The 25,582-nt window shown below is 50.6% G+C and carries 11 protein-coding genes; 10 read left to right on the forward strand and 1 reads right to left on the reverse strand.

Annotated elements, in window-relative coordinates:
* From B4H10_RS02915 to B4H10_RS02950, 8 genes are all read left to right on the forward strand, one after another.
* Positions 1-633, forward strand: a 633-nt coding sequence (locus B4H10_RS02915) for a thiamine pyrophosphate-dependent enzyme (RefSeq protein WP_292018136.1), incomplete at its 5' end; no start/stop codon positions are given.
* Between the two features lie 166 nt (positions 634-799).
* Positions 800-1,408, forward strand: a complete 609-nt coding sequence (locus tag B4H10_RS02920; protein WP_292017319.1) for a TetR/AcrR family transcriptional regulator — start codon at positions 800-802, stop codon at positions 1,406-1,408.
* Between the two features lie 45 nt (positions 1,409-1,453).
* Positions 1,454-4,927 (forward strand): DNA polymerase III subunit alpha, encoded by a 3,474-nt coding sequence (locus tag B4H10_RS02925; RefSeq protein WP_292018137.1) that lies wholly within the window; start codon positions 1,454-1,456, stop codon positions 4,925-4,927.
* Positions 4,928-5,237: 310 nt separating this feature from the next.
* A complete protein-coding gene (ileS, locus tag B4H10_RS02930; protein WP_292018138.1) occupies positions 5,238-8,036 on the forward strand; it encodes an isoleucine--tRNA ligase in 2,799 nt (932 codons plus the stop codon).
* Between the two features lie 241 nt (positions 8,037-8,277).
* Complete coding sequence (locus B4H10_RS02935; protein WP_159897780.1) at positions 8,278-8,946, forward strand: GntR family transcriptional regulator; 669 nt, start codon at positions 8,278-8,280, stop codon at positions 8,944-8,946.
* Between the two features lie 41 nt (positions 8,947-8,987).
* A complete protein-coding gene (locus B4H10_RS02940; RefSeq protein ID WP_075581271.1) occupies positions 8,988-9,884 on the forward strand; it encodes an NAD(P)-binding domain-containing protein in 897 nt (298 codons plus the stop codon).
* Between the two features lie 23 nt (positions 9,885-9,907).
* On the forward strand, positions 9,908-11,338 hold the full coding sequence (locus B4H10_RS02945) for a four-carbon acid sugar kinase family protein (RefSeq protein WP_113855658.1): 1,431 nt from the start codon (positions 9,908-9,910) through the stop codon (positions 11,336-11,338).
* A gap of 14 nt (positions 11,339-11,352) precedes the next feature.
* On the forward strand, positions 11,353-12,198 hold the full coding sequence (locus tag B4H10_RS02950; protein ID WP_292018139.1) for a class II fructose-bisphosphate aldolase: 846 nt from the start codon (positions 11,353-11,355) through the stop codon (positions 12,196-12,198).
* A gap of 831 nt (positions 12,199-13,029) precedes the next feature.
* Here B4H10_RS02950 and B4H10_RS02955 read toward each other — a convergent pair.
* Positions 13,030-13,239, reverse strand: a complete 210-nt coding sequence (locus B4H10_RS02955; RefSeq protein ID WP_059075327.1) for a DUF1858 domain-containing protein — start codon at positions 13,237-13,239, stop codon at positions 13,030-13,032.
* 613 nt (positions 13,240-13,852) lie between these two features.
* Here B4H10_RS02955 and B4H10_RS02960 point away from each other — a divergent pair.
* Entirely contained in the window at positions 13,853-15,883 is a 2,031-nt protein-coding gene (locus B4H10_RS02960; protein WP_292018140.1) for an ESPR-type extended signal peptide-containing protein, read from the forward strand.
* On the forward strand, positions 15,870-25,582 hold a 9,713-nt coding region (locus B4H10_RS02965; protein ID WP_292018141.1), incomplete at its 3' end, for a YadA-like family protein. The genes B4H10_RS02960 and B4H10_RS02965, both read left to right, overlap by 14 nt.

A 25,582-nucleotide genomic window follows, 5' to 3' on the forward strand; every position in this document is an offset into this window, starting at 1 on the left:
GGCGGCGACGGCTGGGCCTATGATATCGGCTACGGCGGCCTGGATCACGTCCTGGCCCAGGATGAAGATGTCAATGTCCTGGTCATGGATACAGAAGTCTACTCCAATACAGGCGGCCAGTCGTCGAAAGCGACGCCGACCAGTGCCATTGCGAAATTCGCAGCTGGCGGCAAACGGACGAAGAAGAAGGACTTAGGCCGCATGGCTATGACCTATGGCTATGTCTATGTAGCCCAGGTAGCCCTCGGTGCTGACATGAACCAGTGCATCAAGGCCATCAAGGAAGCCGAAGCCTATAAGGGACCGAGCCTGATTATCGCCTATGCACCGTGTATCAACCACGGCATCAAGAAGGGCATGGGCTTCAGCCAGATAGAAGCAAAGAAAGCCGTACAGAACGGATACTGGCATCTCTACCGGTATAACCCGGATGTAGAAGCAGCCGGCAAGAACGGCTTCACCCTGGATTCGAAAGATCCCAAGGGCGATCTGAAGGACTTCCTCCTGGGAGAAGTACGGTATGCATCGTTGCAGAAAGTCTTCCCGGAACAGGCGGAACAGTTCTACGAACGTACGGAAAAAGATATGAAAGACCGACTCGATTCCTACAAGGAATTGGCAGACAGAAAGTAATACGCAGCAGCATATACGCTCCCGGCATGCAGCCCTGATACGTCAGGGCTGCATGTTTTTTTGCAATCAGATCATAGAGTCATATTCTTAAAAAGTTCTTGACAATTCACGAAATTTGATTCTAGAATATAATAAATAAATATCAGGAGAGCGGGAAAGGATATCTATGACAGTTAAACACATTACAAAACGACAATTGCAGACGGAAGCGAATCGCCAGTATATTATGAACGTAGCCCAGAATCTGTTTTCTCACAACGGTTATGAAAAGACCTCCATGAAAGAAATCAGTACGGCAGCCAAGCTCCCCATCGGGTCTTTATATTATCATTTTAAAAATAAAGAAGACCTGCTGCTGCAGATATGTATTTCCATTGCCCGGACACCCATGCCAAATCTGTCGCAGGATGTGGTGCAGAAGGCCAGGAAACCCTATCAGCATCTGTTCAAGGAAATCGACATGTATGGGGATCTGTGGGCCAATGCCGGTGAAGCTTTCGCTTATAATGTATACCGGACCTTTGAATATATCTACGATACGGAACACAGCTATTTATCCATCGATTTTTACAATAATATGCTCAATTTCATTAAAGTGGCCCAGAGCATTGGCACATTCGACGATACGATTTCGGCAGAAGAAGCGACGGAGTATCTGTTTATGATTATCCGCACCCTGATTTATGAATGGTCTCAGACACGGCATCATCATAAAGATATCTGGCTGTGTGGAAAATACCTGCCACGGATTTTAAAAACATTCGTTAAAGAGTAAAACGCCCGGCCGGGCGTTTTTTCTGATAAAAGGAGATTTTATGATATGAGACCTTTTGTACATCTCCATGTACATACACAGTACAGCCTATTTGATGGCATGTGCCGCATCCCTGACATGGTTTCCCGGGTTAAAGAACTGGATATGCCGGCCGTGGCAATTACCGACCATGGCAATATGTACGGCGTCATCCACCTGTATAAAGAAGCGCTGACCCAGGGAATCAAACCTATCCTGGGGTGTGAAGTCTACATGACACGGGGCAGCCGCATGGACCATCCTGCAAAGGAACGGCTTTGCCACCTGATTCTGCTGGCTAAAAATAATGAAGGCTATCATAATTTAATAAAAATTGTATCTAAAGGGTTTATCGACGGGGAAAATAATTATCACCGTCCCCGCGTGGACTATGACTTGCTGAAAACCTATCATAGGGGACTCATCGCTCTCAGCGCATGTATTGAAGGCCAGATCCAGCAGGATCTCATCAATCGCAACGAAGCGGGGGCGCGGCGTGCGCTGGAAGAACTGGTGTCCATATTCGGGAAAGAGGACTTCTATCTGGAAGTGCAGAATCACGGACTGCCGGAAGAAAAGCTGGTGCGCCATGTTTTCAAAGACTGGGCCCGGGAGTACGGTTTGAAACTGGTGGCGACGAACGACTATCATTATATTTACAAAACCGATGCTCCGGCACAGGAAGTCAAACTCTGCATTTCTACCGGATCTACGCTGGATGATCCCAGCCATTTCCGTTTTTCCAACGATGAATTTTACATGAAAGACGGCGACGAAATGGCGGCTTTGTTTGCCGATATGCCGGAAGCACTCGATACGACCCTGGAAATTGCCGATAAATGTAATGTGACGATTTCTTTCGATGAACGGCACCTGCCCAAATTTCCCGTACCGGAAGGCGAAACCGATACCTCCTATTTGCGCAAACTTTGTGAAGAGGCATTGCCCGGTCGCTACCATCCCGTGACAGATGAAGTGCGGAAACGGCTCGATTACGAACTGGGCGTTATTGAAACCATGGGGTTTCCCTCGTATTTTCTAATCGTCTGGGACTATGTCAAGTTCGCCAGGGATCATAACATTCCCGTCGGTCCCGGCCGTGGTTCAGCTGCCGGTTCTGTCGTAGCCTATCTTCTGGGAATTACCGGGCTGGATCCGCTCAAATATCACCTCCTTTTTGAACGATTCCTTAATCCGGAACGGGTCACCATGCCCGATATCGATATGGATTTCTGCTATGAAAACCGCAGCAAGGTCATCGATTACGTTACGCAGAAATACGGTCAGGACCATGTTGCCCAGATCATCACCTTTGGTACACTGGCAGCCCGTGCCGTCCTGCGCGATGTAGGTCGGGTCATGGATATGCCTCTCAGTGAGGTAAACCGCATCGTTAAAATGGTGCCGGCCGAACTGGGCATTACACTCGATAAAGCACTCGATGAAAGCAAGGAATTCCGCAGTGAATACGAAACGGACGAACAGGTGCATCAGCTCGTAACGTATGGGAAGATCCTCGAAGGACTGCCCCGTCATTCGTCTACCCATGCAGCCGGGGTCGTCATTTCCGCTGCTCCTGTCGATGACTATGTACCGGTCCAGTTCTCAAAAGAACACTATCTGACAACCCAGTATGATAAAGACCTCGTCGAAGAACTGGGACTACTGAAAATGGACTTTCTCGGCCTGCGTACGCTGACCGTTATCGGCGATACGATCAAGCTCATCAAGGCTAACCGCGGTATCGATCTCGATATCAATGCCATTCCCCTCGACGACCCGGAAACAGGGAAACTGCTCACCGAAGGAGATACGGCCGGCGTATTCCAGATGGAATCAGAAGGCATAACCAACCTGGTAAAGGAACTGGCGCCGACGCATTTTGAAGACATGATCCCCACCGTGGCCCTGTACCGGCCAGGACCTCTGGGAAGCGGCATGGTAACGGATTTCATCAAACGAAGTCACGGTGAAACGAAGGTGACCTATCTCCATCCACTGCTGGAACCCATCCTGAAAGATACGTACGGTGTCATCCTGTATCAGGAACAGGTCATGCAGATTGCTTCCGCTATGGGCGGATTCACCCTGGGACAGGCCGACCTCCTGCGCCGTGCCATGGGCAAGAAAAAAGAAAAAATCCTGGTGGCACAGCGCAAGAATTTCCTGACGGGCACACAGAAAAATCATATCCCTGATGATATTGCCAATAAAGTATTCGACCTCATGGTCTATTTTGCCGGCTATGGCTTCAACAAATCTCATTCGGTTGCCTATGCCTATATTGCCTGGCAGACGGCCTATTTGAAAGTTCATTACCGCCCGGAATTCATGGCGGCCACTATGACCAGTGTCATCAATGATATCAGCAAAATCAGTTATTATATCCAGGAATGCAAACGCCATGGTGTGCCGGTCCTGTCCCCCGATGTCAATGCCAGCGTCTATATGTTTTCCGTACAGGGAGACAGCATCCGTTTTGGCCTTTCCGGCGTCAAGAGCGTAGGCCAGAACGCCATCACGGAAATCGTGAATAAGCGGGAGCAGGACGGTCCTTATCAGTCACTGGAAGATTTTTGCAGCCGTGTTGATTTCCACGTGGTCAATAAACGGGCCATGGAAAGTCTCATCAAATGCGGGGCAATGGATTCGTTTGGCAAGCGCCGGTCTCAGCTCATGGCCGTTCTCGACCAGGCCATGGCCCTTGGTTCGCTCTATCAGAAAGAACGCGATTCAGGGCAGATGGGTCTGTTTGATATGGAAGAAGAAAAACAGGTATCGTCACTGACTTATCCGGATGTACCGGAATATCCCATCGAAATGCGGCTGGCTATGGAAAAAGAGTATGATGGCTTTTACTTTTCCGGCCATCCCCTCGATGCCTTTCACGATGTCATGGATAAACTGACGCCCTTATCGGCCCTGTACGGGGAACATAAGGAGCAGTACGACGGACGGGTCATGGAAATTGGCGGTCTGATTACGGCCCGGCGGCAGGTCCTGACCAAGCGGAAAGACACGATGGCCATCCTGACCCTGGAAGATTATACCCATACGGTCAGCGTCGTCGTATTTCCCAAGACGTACGGGCGTTATGGCAGTCTGACGGCGGCCGATCTGGCTGTGCGCATCACCGGGCGGGCGGATATTAACGATGAAAGTACTCAGGTCATTGCCGAAAGTATTGCGCCACTAGGAGAAGCGAAGGAAGGTGCCCCCGTGGCCAGTCCCCGTGCAGCCGTTCATGCCGGTGCCATGTGGCAGCTTGGGGGAGGGACGAAATTGTTCATTAAAATCCCGGCCCATCTGGAACGGACCGACCTGAGCTCGACCATTGCCGCTGTCCTGAAAAAATATCCGGGACCGGTCAAGGTCTATTTCCATCTCATGGGAAGCCGCAAGACCATACTGACCAACGAACAATACTGGATTACCCCTGATGAAACGCTGCATCAGGAACTCCAGTCTCTGTTGGAACCGGGATCGCTCGTACTGAAGTAAAGAGGGATGATACATTCACCTCTTGACAAACGGGGGACAACCTATTAAAATGTCGGATATATGGAAAAGCAATGAACAAGACGGTCTGCAGATACTTCTTGACAGCGAACCGGGGATAGTGTGAGCCCGGGAAAGAGAGTCTGCAGGCGGATCACTTGGGAGCCGCAGCCGCGTTCCGGCTGACGGGTAGCGCCGTTATCGTGCTATGAGAGTGGCTGCACAGCAGTCAATAGGGTGGTACCACGGTGATTACGTCTTCGTCCCTTTGGGATGGAGACGTTATTTTTTTACTTTTGAAGGAGGATATATAATGGATTACGGTAAAACGCTTCATTTACCAGAAACCGATTTCCCTATGCGCGGCAATCTGCCAAAACGCGAACCAGATATGATTAAATTCTGGCAGGAAAACAAAATCTATGAAAAACGCTTGAAGAAGAGACAGGGCTGCAAAAAGTTCATCCTGCATGATGGCCCTCCCTATGCCAATGGCAAACTCCACATCGGCCATGCATTAAATAAATGCCTGAAAGATTTCATCCTGAAATACAAGACCCAGACTGGTCATTATACGAAATATATTCCCGGCTGGGATACACACGGCCTGCCTATCGAACACGCCGTCATCAAAGATACAGGACTCAATCGTCATGAAATCGCACCGCTCGACCTGCGTGCCAAATGCCGCGAATACGCTCTTCAGAACGTCGATATGCAGCGTAAAGATTTCATTCGTTTTGGCGTCCTCGGTGACTGGGAACACCCATACCTGACATTGCAGAAACCGGTTGAAGTTGCCCAGATCGGTGTGTTTGGAGAAATGGCCAAGAAAGGCTATATCTACAAAGGCCTGAAGACCGTATACTGGTGCCCTCATTGTGAAACGGCACTGGCTGAAGCGGAAATCGAATATAAAGACGATAAATCCTTCTCCATTTATGTAAAATTTAAGTCGGTAGATCTCAATTGCCATATGCCGAAAGGTGCCGATCCGGAAAAGGTATTTGCCCTTATCTGGACGACAACGCCCTGGACTATTCCCTGTAACGTTGCCATCAGCGCCAACGAAGAATTCGACTACGTCTGGGTCCGGATTGGTGATGAATATCTGCTCATGGCCAAAGATCTGGTAGAACCGACCATGAAGGCCGGGAAGGTAGAAGACTACGAAGTACTGCCGGATGTCATGAAAGGGAAACAGCTGGAAGGCCTCGTATTCCAGCATCCGCTCTATGCAGATCGCAAAGTGCCGATTATCCTGGGTGATCATGTCACGCTGGAAGCCGGCACCGGCCTCGTCCATACGGCTCCGGACCACGGCGAAGACGACTTCAATGTCTGCATGAAATATGCAGCCTGGGGCCTGAAGCCGCTGGGCACGGTTGATGGGACCGGTCGTTACACCGATAAGGTTCCCGGCTTTGAAGGCCAGTTCGTATTTGATTCCAACGTGCCGGTCATCAAAAAACTGGCGGAAATCAATGCCCTCTTTGCCAAGAGCACGTTCCGTCACCAGTATCCGCATTGCTGGCGCTGCAAACAACCGATTATTTATCGTGCAACAGAACAGTGGTTTGCCTCTGTTGATGGATTCCGTCAGGAAGCTCTCGATGCTATCGATAAAGTCCGCTGGATTCCGTCCTGGGGCCACGACCGCATCTACAATATGATCCGCGACCGCGGTGACTGGTGCATTTCCCGTCAGCGTGTCTGGGGCGTGCCTATCCCAATCTTCTATTGCAAGAACTGTGGCGAACACATCATCAACGATGAAACTATTACTCACCTGCAGAAGATGTTTGCTGAAGAAGGCTCCAACACATGGTGGATGCATGATGTCAAAGAACTTCTTCCCGAAGGCTATAAGTGCCCGCACTGCGGCGGCACGGAATTCCGCAAGGAAGAAGACACGATGGATGTCTGGTTCGATTCGGGCTGCACTCATCAGGGAGTCATGAAAAATGACCCTGATTCCGGTTATCCCGTCGATATGTACCTTGAAGGGTCTGACCAGCATCGCGGCTGGTTCAACAGCTCCCTGCTGACTTCCGTTGCCATCAATGGCATCGCTCCTTATCGTCAGGTTCTGACCCATGGCTTTACCGTCGATGGCGAAGGCCGTAAGATGAGTAAATCTGTGGGCAATACGGTTGCTCCGCAGGAAGTCATCGAAAAATACGGTGCCGATGTCATGCGCCTCTGGGTTGCGTCTGCCGACTATCAGGGTGATATCCGCCTTTCGCCGAAAATCCTGAAGCAGCTTTCCGATGTGTATCGTAAAATCCGCAATACCTTCCGCTATCTCCTGGGCAATCTGGCTGATTACAATCCGGCAACCGATGCCGTTGCTTATGAAAACATGTCCGAACTGGATAAGTGGGCACTCATGCGCATGGAACAGGTTCTGGAAACAGTAACCGATGCCTATGAAAACTACCAGTTCCACGTCATGTATCATGCTATTCACAATTTCTGCACTGTCGATCTGAGTGCTATCTATCTTGACATCATCAAAGACCGTCTCTACACGGAAAAAGCCGATGCTAAGATCCGCCGCAGTGCCCAGACTGCTATGTATCATATCCTCGATACGCTGGTTAAAATCCTGGCACCGGTCCTGTCCTTTACGACGGAAGAAGTATGGCAGAATATGCCCGCTGTAGAAGGCAAAGAAGAAAGCGTACTTCTCACGGACTGGCCGGAAAAACATCCGGAATATCTCGATGCAGATATGGAAAAACGGTGGAACACACTTCTGTCCTATCGCAGCGACTTCATGCGTGCTCTGGAAGTTGCTCGTAAAGACCATAAGATCGGACATCCTCTCGATGCAGCCGTTACGATTTATGCCGATGGCGAAGATTACGACTTCCTCAGCCAGTGGCAGAACCGCATGGCAACGCTGCTAATCGTAAGTGAAGTCAACCTCGTAAAAGGTGATGCTCCGGCTGATGCTATGGCTGGTGAACATCATGCAGATACGAAGGTTGTCGTAGAACCGTCGTCTCACGAAAAATGCGAACGCTGCTGGAAACATGATGCCAGTGTCGGTTCGGATCCGGATCACCCGACATTATGTGCCCGTTGCGCCGCTGTATTAAAAGAATAATATCTCTCCGGAAATACCGGAAACAAAAGGACTTGTCGCTGACGACAAGTCCTTTTTGCGCCGGTATGGCCACCAGGTTCTGGTATATTTGTGGAGGTGATTTAGCATACCCATGTTTGAAAGTTTAGAATTATGCAATGAGAATAACAATTTTATATAACATATATAGATACGAGTATTGACACAGATGCAAGAGAGTAGTATGCTACATACAAGTAAAGACGATGAGGAGGTGATTCATATGGTGATAACTAAGATTTCCATAAAGGAACAGGTCTATGAATATCTGAAGTCATCGATCGTCCGGGGAACTCTTGTCCCGGACACAATTTATTCTGAACAGATGATTGCCGACGAATTGCAAGTATCGCGGACACCCGTACGGGAAGCGATACAACTCCTGAAGCATGAAAATCTGGTCGAAATTTACAGCAATCGCGGCTTTGGCGTCAAAGCTATTTCCTCAGCAGATATTGAAGAAATCATCGAGGCCCGCCTGGCTATTGAAGAATTCGGCATACGAAAACTCGTGCGTGATTACCGCTCTGAAAAAGGGCAGGAAGCATTGCATCAGCTGGAACGGTGCATCGAACAGACGAAGGAAGCGGCGGATTCACATCACCAGTATGAATTTTCCGAATCGGACGTAGCGTTTCACCGGCTGCTGGTCGCCTTTACAGAAAATCCGTACCTGATGCAGGTTTCTGACATGATCCATACGAAGCAGGAACAGGCAACGGTCCATTCGCTCCATGATGCCGACCGTATGGCGAAGGCCATCAGGGAACATGAACGTATTCTGACCTATCTGCATGCCGGAGATGAACCAGGTGCAGTCAGAGCGTTCGAAGAGCATATGCAGGTTACCAGGGAAATTCTGCATGCCGCTGAAACAGTAGCAGACAATTAAAATTTTAGTTATTATATTTGCTGGTCAAGGAGGTCATTATTATGTTAAAAGTAGGGTTTGTAGGTCTGGGAATCATGGGGAAACCGATGGTCATGAATATGTTGAAGGCCGGTATTGATGTTACCGTATCCGACTTGAAACAGGAACTGGTCGATGAAGTCGTCGCAGCCGGCGGCAAATCGGCCGCATCGGTCAAAGAACTGGCAAAAGGCAAAGATGCCGTATTTACCATTCTGCCGACGGCAGCTATCGTACAGGACGTCCTTACGAAAGAAGACGGCATTCTGGCCGGTGTCGATGCAGGTACGGTCGTCGTCGATTGCAGCTCCGTTTCTCCCATCGAATCGAAACAGTGCCGTGACCTGGCAGCTGCCAAGGACTGCCCCTTCCTCGATGCTCCCGTAAGTGGCGGCGAAGAAGGCGCCATCAACGGGACACTGGCATTTATGATTGGCGGAGATGAAAAAGCTGCTGAAAAAATCAAAGATGCTTTCGAAGCCATGGGCTCCAGCTGGATTGTCGTCGGTCCGACCGGCAGCGGTTCTGTCACGAAACTGGCTAATCAGATTATGGTCAATGTCAATATCTGCGCCGTCGCAGAAGCCCTGGTACTGGCCCAGAAAGCCGGCGCTGACCCGAAAAAAGTGTTCGAAGCTGTCCGTTGCGGCCTGGCTGGCAGTACCGTTCTGGAAACAAAAGCGCCGAAGATGTTCAACCGCGATTTTAAAGCCGGCGGTACAATTAAAGTCAACCTGAAAGATATTACCAACGTCATGAATACAGCCCGCGATCTGCAGGTACCGCTCTTCCTGTCCGGAATCGTACAGCAGATCCAGCTCAGCCTTAAACAATCTGGCCACATCATGGACGATCATGCCGGTTACGTTCAGTTCTATGAACAGATTTCCGGTGTTACCGTTAAAACAGAAGAAAAATAAGGCGTGCAGAAGAGGAGACAATCATGGCAAAAGTATTAAAAGAAGAAGTATTCCGTACCCTTCCGGCCGTACAGGTAAATGAAGAAGAAATCACGAAAGAACTGCTGAAAGAATTACAGGAATTCCATAAAAAAATCGTCGTTCTCGATGATGATCCTACGGGAACACAGACAGTGCACGATATTTCCGTATATACGGAATGGACGGAAGATGCCCTGACCCAGGGGTTTGACGAAGCCAATTCGGAATTTTATGTACTGACTAACTCCCGGGCTTTCTCCCGCCAGCACACGACAGAAGTACATCAGACGATAGCACAGCGGGTATCGGCTATTGCCAAGAAGACCGGTAAGGATTTTATCGTCATCAGCCGCAGTGATTCTACGCTGCGCGGCCATTATCCACTGGAAACGCAGGTCCTCAAGGATACACTGGAAGCCAATGGCGCCCCGGTTATTGATGGGGAAGTCCTGATGCCCTTCTTTAAAGAAGGTGGCCGCTTCACTATTGGCAACGTTCATTACGTACAGGAAGGGGAATATCTGGTCCCGGCTAACGAAACGGAATTTGCCCAGGACAGCACCTTTGGCTATACGGCGGCGACCATGCCGGAATACATCGAAGAAAAAACGGGCGGTGCGTATAAGGCAGACAGCGTTACCTGCATTGCTCTGGAAGACCTGCGGGCCGGCAACATAGATAAAGTGGCGGCCCAGCTCGAAGCAGTCCATGATTTCAACAAAGTCATCGTCAACTGCACCGACTATATCGATGTCAAAGTATTTGCCCTGGCATTGCTTAAAGCGATGAAAGCAGGACGCCATTTCATGTTCCGTTCTGCGGCGGCTCTGACAAAAGTACTGGGCGGCGTGTCGGATAAACCGCTTCTGACGAAAGAAGAACTGGTCGTAGCCGGCAATACGAATGGCGGTCTCATCGTCATCGGCTCTCACGTCAAAAAGACTACCCAGCAGCTGGAAAAATTGAAAGAGCTGGATAATATCGATTTCATCGAATTCAATCATCTCATGGTACTGGAAAGCGATGAAAAACTGGAAGCAGAAATCCAGCGCGTCATCGATAAGACGGAAGATAACCTGAAAAAAGGCATTACGACAGCCGTCATGACCGGGCGAAAATTGCTGAAAATGGACACGAAAGAAGAATCTCTCCGCGTATCTGTCAAGATTTCAGACGCTCTGGTCAGCATCGTGACCCGCCTGTCCGTACAGCCGAAATTCATCATTGCCAAAGGCGGCATTACGTCCAGCGATGTGGCGACCAAGGGCCTGTCCATCAAGAAAGCCTTGGTTCTCGGTCAGGTAGCTCCTGGTATCCCGGCGTGGAAAGCAGGACAGGAAAGCAAATTCCCTGGCATGAGCTATGTCGTATTTCCGGGCAATGTCGGGGCTGTGACTACCCTGCGTGATGTCGTGGCCATGATGAACGCCTGAGATAGGAGCCTGTTATGCTTATCAATCTCCGGGACATGCTGCGTTACGCCGCAGAGAAAAATGTAGCTGTCCCTTCCTTTAATGTCTATAATGTAGAATCCGTCCAGGCGGTCTGGCAGGCAGCACAGAAAAAAGAGTCTCCCGTCATCATTGCGTTTGGCGAATCCTATGATAGTCATATGCCGATTGAGTCGGCAGCCGCTCTGATACAGTCGTATGTCCGCGATGCCCGGCTGCCGGTAGTACTTCATCTGGACCATTGCCGGAGTCAGCGGAATATCCTGCGCGCCTTACGGGCAGGATTTACGTCTGTCATGTTCGACGCGTCAGCAAAACCGCTGGCTGAGAATATTGAAGATACGAAGGCCATTGTTCGCCTGGCTCATGATCTCCATGTCAGTGTCGAAGGCGAATTAGGCTATATGAATGAAGAAGATGGCACAGGCAGTGTCGTCCCTGGTACAGGATATACGACGGTCACTGCAGCCCGCCAGTATGCGGAAGAAAGTGGTGTCGATGCCCTGGCCATAGCCATCGGGAATGCCCATGGCATTTATAAAGGGACGCCCAGTCTGGATCTGGACCGCCTCGATGATATCCGGAAGGCTGTTGCGGTGCCTCTGGTTCTCCATGGCAGTTCGGGAATTCCTGTACCGTTGTTGCAGGAAGCTATCCGACGGGGCATCCGCAAAATCAATGTGAACACGGAAGTATCGACGACAGGTATCCAGGCTGCACGGGATTTCCTTGCCAGTCATACGGATCCCAATACACGCTTCGAAAAAATGACAAAAGCAGCTGAACAGGCTATGAGTCAGGTCGTAGAGACGTATATGGATATTTGTGCGTTGAAAAAATAATCACAGTACACGAAAAGGCGCTGTCTTCATGGGACAGCGCCTTTTAGCTATGAAATCTTCCGTCCGGGCATTCTTCCGTGCTCCATTTTCCATTTCTCTGCCCAGGGTATTCACCTCCTCAGAAGTATTTTTTGTTAACGATTGCGCGCGAAATCTAGCACGAATTAAGTATATCATAAAAGCAGAACAAATGTTTTATCTATGATGCTGTAATGGAGAAGATGAAAGTCAGGCATACTGGGCTGAATTGATTATTGCATGCTTGCATAGCATAACTCGTCTTGTTTTTATATAGTTTACTCATACTTTACATTACTGATTGACAATTTTTTTCTAAGGTTTATAATGAATTTATGAAAAGAAAGAAATCATATATTTAGTTATCTTATTTATCAATCAGTATCCTAGTACTGTAGAATTGATTCCCAGAAATGCTATGTTTCTATTGTCAGAACAGGAGACAGCTTCTTTGGATCCCGCCCCCCGTTTTCAACGTATCAAACAGAAAACATCCTGAGAACCAAAGGAGAGGAAGTGTAATCATGAACGCACTGAAAAAAGCTGTGCCACTGCTGACAACGGTTGTTATTATCGGACTGGCTGCTGCAGTTATTTATTTTGAATAAGCAATAAAACGGACTGTCTGTAAAGATGGTCCGTTTTTTGATTTTAGATGCAGTAGCATCAATGGCCTTGTTTCTTTTATTTCCATAGATACTGTTATATACATCCATATAACATACCATGCGCCGGAGAGGGGAAGCTCCGGCGCATGGTATGTCTACATGAAAAAACGCGGCATGGGACGTATCCTATGCCGCGTTTTTTTACTTATTTATTGCTGTCAGCGATGCATTCGTTCAGATCTGCAATCAGAGCGTCTACATCAATGCCGTGTGCGCCGGCACCTTCGCCGATTGTTTCGAAGTGAGCGGCCATGCAGCCGATGCATCCGAGACCATAAGCCTGGAATATCTGCACAATCTGCGGATATTTCTGGACAGCTTCGATGATACCTGTGTCTTTGGTAATAACTGGCATGTGAATTCCTCCTTAAAAATTCTATTCCGAACGTTTTGAAAGAACTCCGGACTGGATTCATTATATCATACTTTATCTCCTTTGACAGGTGGTAAATGCAACGAAAGTAGAGAAAATTTTGACTTTTTATAACGATGATGATGTAGAGATAGTAGATTTCGTAACAGTGTATGTGCATTGTATATTATAATTATTTATCTATGTATAATATTTTTATAAGAACATATCATTTTATAACAACGTTAAACGTAAAACGTAAACATAGAGGATAGAGTTAAATATCTATTAGTTATTATTAAAACAAAATAGTGTAGTAGTATTGTTCGTATATTTTTATTATTTATACGACTATTAGAAAAAACACAAGTGTATATTGAATATTTGTCCTGCTGAAATACTACTTATTCATGGATTATGATTATTATATCATTATTATTTTATATTTATATTATATTTAGTTTATCAATAAAACAAACAAAATGATATTTGACCCTAACCTCAGATTGAGGTCTAAAATAATAATGATTTTTTTACAATAATATGACAAATATATTGTAAGCGTAAACGATAAAGAATTTTATATCACAAATTTATAAATAAGGTGGGAAGCTTTATGAACAAAATTTACAAGGTCATTTGGAGTAAAGTACGGAATTGTTATATCGTCGTATCAGAACTGGCGAAAAGCCATGATTCGGCTCATGGTACGCGCAGCCGAAGTGAGTGCGCCCGCAAAGCCGCCGTCCTGGCAGCTTTTGTCCTGACGACATCGCTCCTTGTTGCTCCGGACTGGGCTCAGGCAGCGACAGCCACGAATAGTGGGAATCCGTCTGCTAACCAGGCGGTAAATATCGAGAACAAGAATAATACAACAGCTCAAGGAAGCGATGCCTATGCTACTTATGATTCCCAGGGCAATTTGATTATGGGCAAGGACAATGAAGTCGTTCCCATCCAGAAGGATCCCAAGACCGATAATGCACGGTCGGATAAGCAGGCAGAAAATGTGGCGCTGGGCACACGGAATGGAATCGGCAAATTCACCCATTCCACGGAGACCAAGAAACCTATCAGTGGGGATGAATCCTATGCGTATCAGAAGCTGGATACGGAATGGATCACGGTAAAGGTTTACAACCCCAACACCGGTTCCTATGATGACAAACAGGTGGAAGTCTATAAACTGACCCCAGGCCAGTACATGGATGACGAATATAACGTCCGGACAAAAGTGCCGACATTGGCAGACTATAATTATAACCAGGAAGCCTATAATCAAGCTTTGAATGTTTATAATAGTGTAGCTAATTATTTGAATGACGATAGGACACGCAAGTCCTATTATGTTAGCGGATCTACCGCAGTAGGTGTAGACAATGTGGCCGAAGGAGACCATTCCACGGCCATCGGCAACAAGGCCAAAGTCCTGAATTCTGTGGGCAGCTATTATGTAGATGCCTATGGCAGATTAACGAGGGAGCAGAATGATGCTTATTATTATTTGGATGAACAAGGGCGCATCACCACAACACCTCAATATGTCAAGGACAGCAACGGACAGTATGTTAGAGATACAACTGGGAATTATATCAAAACGTCTTTTTTGACTGTTGACCGTCTCATCGATTCCACCGATGCGGTGGCCGTGGGCAGTGATGTGACGGCAGAAGGTCGGTCGGCTGTAGCCATCGGCCATGAGTCCTATGCCAAGGAATACAGTGTGGCCATCGGAGAAAACAGCGTGACCGACTATATGGGCGTAGCCATCGGCAAAGATAATAAGGCCAAGTACGCTAGTACTGCTATTGGCCATACAAACGATGCCAATGGCTATTACACGGCTATGTTGGGGGTCAACAATACAGCTCGCGCAGATGAAAGCACAGCCATCGGCTACGGCAACAGTGTGGACGGCCAGCAGCGGAACGGGGGTACCACGCCGAAAGCAACTTATACACATGTACTGGGGTCCAATAATACCGTGGAGGGCAGCTATAATGCGGTATTCGGCGATACCAATACGGTGACCGGGGCCTATGCTTTGGCTCTGGGCGGTCATAACAAAATCAGCGGGGAAAATACGAATGATGGAGATGGAGAGTACGGCATCGCCATCGGCTATGGCAATACGGTGGAAAAGAATGCCCTGGCCCTGGGGCTGAACAGCAACTCCATCCACGACGGAAGTATCGCCATCGGGAAGTCGGTCAATACGACAGGGAATAATAACAATGGGGCCACTGATTCCATTGCTATTGGTACTAAAGCTTCCGTTCATATGAAGAATGGTATCGTTTTAGGTAATGAAGCCTATGCCGGGAACAATGGTGATAATAACGAAGGTGCCATTGCCATCGGTCATCAGGCAAACTCTGCTGCCGGCGAAAGCATCGCCATCGGGACGAAAGCCACTACCGGCAACAACAGTGGTTCTACCGATATGAAGAACATCGGGGCCATCGCCATCGGTTCCAATACCACGGCAGATACGGTCTATGATATCGCCATGGGTTGGGGTGCTAATACTAAGAATACGGCAAATGGAGGTGCTATCGCTCTCGGGCACAATGCCACCATCGAACAGGGGGGGGCAGGCTTCGGCGGCCATCGGGGATTCCGCCCGGGTCAAGATGAACATCCATGATGCAGTAGCCCTGGGCAGCCAAGCCTATGCAGACCGGGAAGCCAACAATCAGGGGGGATATGACCCGGCAAGCAATAATAAAAATCACAATGCTGGTTCTGATCCGGTGTGGAATTCCACTTTGGCAGCCGTTTCCGTAGGTTCTTCTAAACATGATGTCTGGGATGGGTCGAAAAATGTCCACTATGCTCAGCAGACCCGGCAGATCACCAATGTAGCCGCCGGGAAGGAAGATACGGATGCTGTCAACGTGGCCCAGCTGAAACAGGTGGTCAATCTGGTCAATAACAGCGGTGGAGGAAGCGGAACCGGTGGCAGCGGCGTCCACGATTACAGCGTGAATTCAGTGGATACAACCAACGATAGCAACTACAACAATACCGGTGCCAAAGGGACGAATGCCTTGGCTGCGGGCGTCAATGCCAAAGCTAAAGGCGAAAACGCCGTAGCCATTGGAACTGGTGCGACCGCAGAAGGCAAAGGTGCGACAGTCATTGGTCAGTATGCCAAGGCAAAAGGAGATTATGCAACGGCCTTTGGTGGTTCCAATACGGATACTACGGGTGAAGCTGTAGGAAATACTGCCGAAGGTGCCAACTCTGTTGCCTTTGGAGAACGGACCAGCGCCAGCGGTCCCAATTCCACGGCCTTTGGCTGGCTGACCACAGCTACGGAAAAACGGGCTACCGCCTTTGGCGAACGCACTACTGCTTCTGGTGCCAACTCCACGGCCTTCGGCCAGCTGGCAACTGCTTCCGGACAGAATTCCACGGCCTTTGGCAATGAAGCAGTAGCCAATAACTATGGTTCCACTGCCTTCGGCAACCGCACGGAAGCTTTGGGTGAATATTCTACCGCTTTCGGCAACAGCACCGTAGCAGCCGGCATGAATACGGCCGCTTTTGGCACCGATAACGTAGCCGGCGCTGTGCTGGACGAAAACGGTGCCTATACCAATATTATCTATCAGACAAATCCTAATAATGGCCGTGTTGTCAAAGATACAAATGGCAATCCCATCGAGACTTCCCGTGAAAAGATGGACGCCCGCGGCAACCTGGCCTATCTGGATGGCAGCGGCCATACAAAATCCGTAACCTACACCGTTCCTGGAGGGGAAACCCACAGCTACGTATTGCTTCAGGGAATGGATGGCAATACCTATATCCGTGACTACCGCGGCAATATCCGCAGTGCTACCATTGGCAGTGACGGTAAGGTGACCGTCGGCGATAAGGAGCTTACGAACGTAACGCTGAAAAAGGCTAATGCCGGTGCCAACGGCTATCATATCCTGAGCAATGCCAATGCTACTGTCTGGGGCGAAAACAGCATCGCTTCCGGCGAAGCTTCTACAGCATTCGGCGTGGGCTCCACGGCCAGTGGGAAGAACTCTTTGGCTGTTGGCGGTGCAACAGCTTCTTTGGATGATTCTATCGCCCTGGGCAAAGGGTCTGTGACTACCCGTGCCAAGTACAGTGCACTCACCAAAGACGAAGAAAAAGCGGTCTATGCAAAAGGTGCTTCTACTGGCTCTGCCTGGGAAGCTACGGACAATGCCATTGCCGTGGGCAATGACAGCACCGTGACCCGTCAGATTACCGGCGTGGCCGCAGGTTCTCTGGATACGGACGCCGTGAACGTGGCCCAGCTGAAGGCAGTGGATGCAAAGCACACCACCGTTTCTGTGGGCGGTACGCACGCCACGGCCGATGACCAGGCAGTGAAAGGTGGCAATTTGGAACTAACCCGTACCACCAATGGTCAGGCTAACTATGATGTATCCCTGAGCAAGGATGTGGTCCTTGGGGAACAGAAAGAAAACAAGGGCGGCAGCCTGGTGGTAAACAGCGTGGCCCAGTTCCGGACGGCTCCGGGATCTCAAGATACGTACCCCGTGAAAGAAGCCGTGAAAATCGATGGGACTACGGTGTCCGTGGTCAAGAACAACGGCACCAACGACCAGCGTCAGGTAGTCCTGGGCGTTGGCCAGGATACGGGCGGCTATGTGGCTCTGTTCGATAATACCGGAAGGACTCCTACCTATATCTTTAATGCCATCAGTTCCGGCATCACCTACCTGAAGGACGGCAAGGAATATCCGGCTGACGAAGCCAATGAATTCAACCGGCTGGAATACGGGGATATCACCAACGGTTCCACCCAGTTCATCGCTACCCTGGATGATGGCCTGAAGTTCAGCGGCGACCAGGGAACCACTTCAGCCGTGAAACTGAACCAGAAACTCAGTGTTACCGGCGGAGAAACCAACAAAGACAATCTGGTCACAGCCAACAACATCGGCGTCGTTTCCAGCCAGGATAGGGACAATGGCAAACTGGAACTCAAACTGAACAAGGACCTCACCGGCCTCAATACGGTTACGGCCGGCACGGCGAAAATCGGTCACTATGCCGATGGGGTGCTGCCTACGGTTCAGAATGGACAGCCCACCATCAGCTATGCCAAAGCCGGGGACTATGTAACGGGCCTGACCAACAAAGACTGGACCGTTAACAATCCTACCTATGTGAGCGGACGGGCTGCTACGGAAGATGAACTGCGGATCGTATCCGATGCGGTGAGCGGCAATACCACCAAGATTACCAATAACACGAACCAAATTACCAACAATACCAATACCATTGCCAAAGGCCTGAGCTTCACCACCAACACCAAGAATGCTTCTAACACCAGCGAAAACTACAAGGGCTACAAAGTAGTGAAACGCAGCCTGGGGGATACCATCGCCATCAAGGCCAGCGATGAAACCGGCGGCCACGACTACAGCACGGCCAACTTGACGACCCGCATTGCCGAAAACGGCGACATCTCCATCCTCATGGATAAAAAACCCACCTTTACTACCGTGACCACCGGCGATGTGATCTATACAGGCAATCCTGATAAGAAAGATCATAACGGCAAAGCGGCCCAGGCGGACACCAGCGTCCATTATGGGGATAAGACCCTGACGGACGGCAAGAACATCACTACGTCTGACAATGAAACCAAGGCCACCCGTCTGGGGTACAAAGATGCTCAGGATAAACGCCACGATATTGCCACCCTGGATGACGGCCAGATTTATGCCGGGGATATCACCAGCGACGGGAAACTGGATGAAAACGGCTTTGCCCGGACCCTGAACCAGAAGACCACCATCAACGGCGGAGTGAAAGAAACAGGGAAACTCACCGATGGCAACATCGGCGTGGTTTCTAACGGCACTGATACCCTGACGGTGAAACTGGCCAAGGACCTGAAAGACCTGACTTCTGTCACCACGGGCAAGACCGTCCAGAATAATAGCGGCATTACGATTACCAACGATGCCAATGATGAAACCAAGAACGTGGTCATCAACGGGGATAAGATTTCCTTTGGTGGCAATCAGGTCACCAATATGGACAGTGGTATTAATAAGGTTACTAACCAGTACGATATCACTACCAACGGGGCCAATATCGGCGATGTGAAGAATATTGCCAACAGCACCACGGAGGCAGCCAAGCTCACCGGTGATTCCAACATCACCGTCACCTACAATGATGCGGCCGCCGGCGGCAAGAACACGGTCAAGCTCAACGACAGCATCACCCTGGGCAGCGATGCCGACAAGAAAGTTACCATCGACGGCACGAAGGGCACTATTACGGCTGGCGATAAAGTCAGCTTTGATGGCAGAACCGGCAAGGGCAGCATCGGCGGCGTGACCATCGGCAATCAGACTGGCGTTGCTACCACCAAGAAGGATGGCGACAAGGCTAAGACAGAAGACGGAACCTTTGTCACGGGCCTGTCAAACAAGACTTGGAACCCCGATAGCAATGGTATCGTCAGCGGCCGGGCAGCTACGGAAGACCAGCTCAAGACGGTATCTGACACGGTCAATGCCGGCTGGGAACTGGATGTCAATGGCACAAAGCAGAAAGCTGTGACGCCGACGAGTCCGAAAGTCAACTTTGTGCAGGGCCAGAACATCACCATTACCGGCAGCGGCGATGATGTCACTGTGGCCACGGAGGATGATGTGCGTTTTGCCAGCGTCCGTGTAGGCGGAGATACCGGCGGTATTGTCATCGGCCAGCAGAGCGGCCTGAAAGCAGATGGTAACCCCAGTGCCAATCCCAATGTGGATTACTACATTACGGGCCTCAAGAATACCAATTGGGACAGCGAAAAGATCCAGAGCGGCCGGGCGGCTACAGAAGATCAGCTGAAAATCGTAGCCGATGAAATCAAAAATGGCACCGTAGCCGGCGATGTATTCGTCACCGGGGGCGGAATCAAGTACAACGGGGAACATGACGCCAGTGATACCACCAGTGTCAATGATGGAAAGGGCAGCTTGAAACTGACTCTGAAAAATCAGGATGAGCCGCTTTCTATTGATGGTCTCCATGATTACTATGCTGCCAGCGGTACTGTTTCTGCAGACGGAAAGACACTTACCATTGCGCGCAACGAAAAGGATGCAGAAGGGAACCCGGTCACATTTGACGTGGATTTGACCAATCTCCTGAACAAGGAAAAACACCTGATTGCCAATCCGGCCGATGGCAGCCAGGGAGTCTACAAAGTCAATGAACAGGGTGAAGTGACCCTGCAAGTACAGGATGCGGCCGGCAATAATACGCCGGTGACCATTTCCGGATTGGATGGAGTCAAGGGCTTGAACTTCGATGCCAATACGAAAAAGACATCCGATGGCAAGGTCCATAATGTGAAACTGGGCGGAACCATCAAAGTCCAGGGCGTTGATCCCGTCACCGGCCATGACTACAGTGCAGACAACGTGACCACCGAAGTGGACGATAATGGCAACATCACCATCAAGCTGGATAAAGCCCTGACGGCTGATACGGTGATGGTCAACGGCAAAGATGGCAGAGATGGCCAGATTGGCCTGAATGGCAAGGATGGTAAAGATGGTACGGTGACCACTATCATCCGGACTATCGGTAAGAATGGCACGGATGGCACCGATGGAAAACCTGGTGTCAACGGCACTGACGGTATCACCCGTATTGTCTATCAGGATGGGAAAGATGGAGAACCGGGCACAACGACCCATACGGTGGCTACCTTGGATGACGGCCTGAAATTCGGTGCCAATGCCCCTGCAGCTGGAAAGACGGACAACCCGGTGGGCAACAAGCTGAATAGTACTATCAACATTAAAGGTGCTGGCACCAAGACGCTTGACCAGTATTCCGGCCAGAATCTGATAACTTCTGTGGAACAGGATGCAGACGGCACGACCACCATCCATGTACTCATGGATCGCAATATCTCTGCTGATGGCGTCACCGTCGGCCAGGCAGGGAAAGCGGGAGAAAACGGAGCTGCCGGTACCATCGGCATCAATGGGAAGGATGGGAAGGACGGTATCACCACCACCTTCATCCGCACCGAAAAAGGCCAGCCGGGGAAAGACGGCATCAACGGCAAACCCGGCGTGGACGGCACGGATATTACCCGGATCGTCTACCAGAACGGACAGGACGGCACCGATGGAAAAGATCTCCATACGGTCGCTACCTTGGAGGACGGCCTGAAATTCGCCGGGGACGACGGGCAGAACGATACCACGAAAGTCATCAGCAAGAAGCTCAACGAGCAGCTGGATATCATCGGGGGAGCCGCCCTGAACAGCCTGACGGACAACAACATCGGGGTGAAGAACGAGGGCGGCAAGCTCTATGTCCGCCTGGCGAAACATGTGAATCTGGATGCTGACGGTACCCTGAAAGCCGGGAATCTGACCATCGGGGCCTTCAGCAATACGGATCTCACCACCAATAAGAACAACCATCCCTCTGCAGGCAGCTATGCAACAGGCCTGTCCAATACGGATTGGAATGTGGCGGATCCGGAATACGTGAGCGGCCGGGCAGCTACGGAGGATCAGCTGGCTAAGCTTTCTCAGACCATCACCGACAGCAATACCGTACGTACGGATTATCAGCTGGTCCGGAATCCTAATACGGATGACGGCAGTTACACCGCTACCAATGGAGAACTGACACTGACGGTCCGGGATACGGAACATACCAATGATCCCAAGTATCCGGACAAGACCATCACCATTAAGGACATCGCATCCAAGACGAAGGTGGACGAAGCCTACGACCGGACCGTGAAGTACGACATGAAGGACGGAAAGGTGGACAAGACCCACGTGACCTTTGAAGCCGTGGATGAGGCCGGGAACCCAGTGGATACTCAGGTGAGCCATATGGCCAGCGGGGCTTCGGAAATCACTGATGATGGGGAGGGCAACAAGACCTATACCTACAATGCGGACAACAATGCCGCCAATATCGGCGACGTGAAGCGTCTGGCGGCTGAATCCGAACTGCACTACAGCGGGGATACGGGTACGGGCACCAGCCAGCTGAAGGATACGGTAGCCTTCAACGGCACGAAGGGCCAGATCGTCACCACGGCGGAAAACGGCAAAGTCACCTTCAAACTGGCAGATGATCTGATGACCCAGACCATCACCGTTACCGGCAAAGATGGGAAAGGCGGCCAGCCGGTGACACCGGGCCATATCGGCATTGACGGAAAAGACGGTCAGTCCGGCATTGGCATCGATGGCAAAGACGGGATCTCTATCAAAGGCCAGAATGGCAAAGATGGAGTGACCCTCAAAGGCATCGACGGCAAAGATGGCGTGGACGGCGCCGAAGGCCATATCGGCCTCAACGGCAAAGACGGCATGGTGGATATCTGGACCAAGCCGGGCAGACCTGGGGTCGACGGCAAGGATGGGGAAACCATGACCCGCATCGTCTACAAGAATCCGGCTGGCCAGGAACATCAGGGAGCCACCCTCGATGACGGCTTGAAATTCCAGGGCGACAGCGGGGATGTAGTGACCCGGAAACTGAACACCCAGCTGGATGTACTGGGCGGGCAGACCGATACGGCAAAACTGACGGCCACTACGGATGGCAACATCGGCGTGGTTTCTACGAAAGCAGCAGACGAAACCTCCAACGGCAAACTGGAAATCCGTCTGGCCAAGGAACTGAAAGGCCTTACCAGTGTACAGACCGGGGATACCACTGTGGATGGCAATGGTCTGACCATTAATAAAGCAGGGAACGGCGGTAAGGGTACCATTACCATCAACAAGACTACCGTTTCCATTGCGGGGAACCAGATCACCAACATGGGCAGCGGCTTGGGGAATACGTATACTGCAGCCGAGGATAACAACGGCGCCAATATCGGGGATGTGAAAAAAATCGCCGATGGACGCCGGACTACGGTGAAATCCACCGATGGCAGTGTTTCCGTAGTGGATAAGAATGCCAATGATCCCAATGCCACCAGCCATGACTATGACCTGTCCGTTGATACTACGAAAGTTGCTGAAGGTGTAATCCTGAAATACAAGGGTGACAACAATACCCAAGGCAGCAACAAGCTCAGCGAAGCGGTCACCTTCAGCGGTACGGAGGGTCAGATCGTGACCCAAGCGGAAGACGGCAAAGTCACGTTTAAACTGGCGGACGACCTGACGACCCAGACAATCACGGCTACCGGCAAGAATGGCAATGACGGCCAGATTGGTATTACCGGCAAGAACGGGGCTGACGGCAAGGTGACTACCATCATCAAGACAGTGGGAGCCAAAGGGACTGACGGCAAGAACGGCATCCCCGGCGCGGACGGCCAGCCTGGCAAAGATGGCATTACCCGTTTGATCTATGATGAAACAGACGATAAGGGCGGCACAGAACACCATGTAGTGGCTACCCTGGACGACGGCCTGAAGTTTGTGGGCAACGACGGCAAGGTAGTTACCCGGAAACTCAATGACACCCTGTCCATCAAAGGTGGCATCGATGATCCGGAGGTATTGGCTGACAAGAGCCGGGTATCCCGCCGGAACCTGGGTGTCCGCCAGAATACAGCAGGAGATGGTTTGGAAATCGTCATGACCAATCGGCCGGATTTCGAAGCCATCACCGTAGGCCCGGACAGCAATCCAGCACATAAGATTACTATCGGCCAGCAGAATAACAAAGATGGCAACCCCAATCCCACCAAGGGCAACTACATCACCGGTCTGGACAATACCCAGTGGGATGCAGGCAACGTCGTGGCAGACCGGGCCGCAACGGAAGGCCAGCTGAGTCAGGCCATCACGGATATTTCCGGTAAAGAAAAAGGTGGTTTTGGCCTGGCCGATGAAAAAGGCGGCACGGTGAAGAAAGAACTGGGCGGCACCATTGCCGTCAAGGGCGATGGCACGAATATCGAAACCAAGGTGAAAGGCGATGCTCTGGAAGTATCCTTAAAGAAGGATGTGAACCTGGGCAAAGACGGCAGCCTCAAGGCCGGTGAAACGACCATCGATAAAGATGGGGTGAAGACCAACGAAGTTAAAGTCGGTGACATCACCATCACCCAGGACGGCATCGATGGCGGGGCCAAGCAGATTACCAACATCGCCAGTGGTCTTGACAGCACAAAGCATTATGCTGATCCCGTTGACAACAACGCGGCCAGCATCGGCGATGTGAAACAGATTGCCGGAGATGAAGCCGGCAAGGCGGCTGAGGCGGTCAAGTCCAAGAGCGGCAAGAACATCACCGTGAAGGACGACCATACGGTGAATCTGAATGACCACATCACACTGGGTGATGATCAGGACAAGACCAAACAAGTTGTCATCGATGGCAACGGGGCCAAAGTCACGGCTGGTGACGGGGCCAATAAAGTCACCGTAGATGGCTCTAAAGGTCAGGTAACCATCGGTTCCGGAGACAAGACCCTGACCTTGGGCCAACAAGCCAATACAGCTGGCGACAGCAACCCGGCAGAAGGCAATTACCTGAATGGCCTGGACAATACTAAATGGGATGGAGAACACATCCAGAGTGGCCGTGCCGCTACGGAAGATCAGCTGAAGACCGTAAGCGACAAGGTGAACAGCGGCCGCGTATTCCAGGGCGATGATGGGAAAGAAGTCAAAGTAGGCATGGGCGATACCCTGAAAATCCAGGGTGGCGTCAAAGCGGAAGATGTCAGCAAAGAAAACAATATTGGCATCGTCAAAGGTGCTGATGATACGCTGAACATCCGTTTGGCTAAAGACCTCAAAGGTCTGGACAGTGTGACTACGGGCAACACGACTATTGACAACGGTGGCCTTACCGTCAAGACTGGCGACAGCAGCCATCAGGACATCACCATCAAACAGGGCAACGTCAACATGGGCGGCAACAAGATTGAAGGCGTCGCACCGGGTGCGGTGACACCGGATTCGACCGATGCCGTCAATGGCAGCCAGCTCTATGCCGCAGGCCAGGCTATTTCCAACCTGGGCGGAGCCGTGAATAAACTGGGAACCCGCGTAGACCGCGTCGGTGCCGGATCGGCGGCTTTGGCAGCTCTCCATCCGCTGGACTTCGACCCCGATGACAAGTGGGACTTTGCCGCAGGCTACGGTCATTACCGTGGTGCCAATGCGGCGGCTGTCGGAGCGTACTACCGGCCGAACGAAGACACCATGTTCAGTATCGGTGGATCCTTTGGCGGCGGAGAAAACATGTTCAATGCCGGCGTCAGCATCAAACTGGGCCAGGGGAATCACGTTTCCACGTCCCGCGTGGCCATGGCAAAAGAAATCAAAGATTTGCGGGAAAATGTATCCCAGCTCAATCAGATTGTCAATCG

The organism is Megasphaera sp. UBA4382 (assembly GCF_002391155.1).
Taxonomy (GTDB): Bacteria; Bacillota; Negativicutes; order Veillonellales; family Megasphaeraceae; genus Megasphaera; species Megasphaera hexanoica.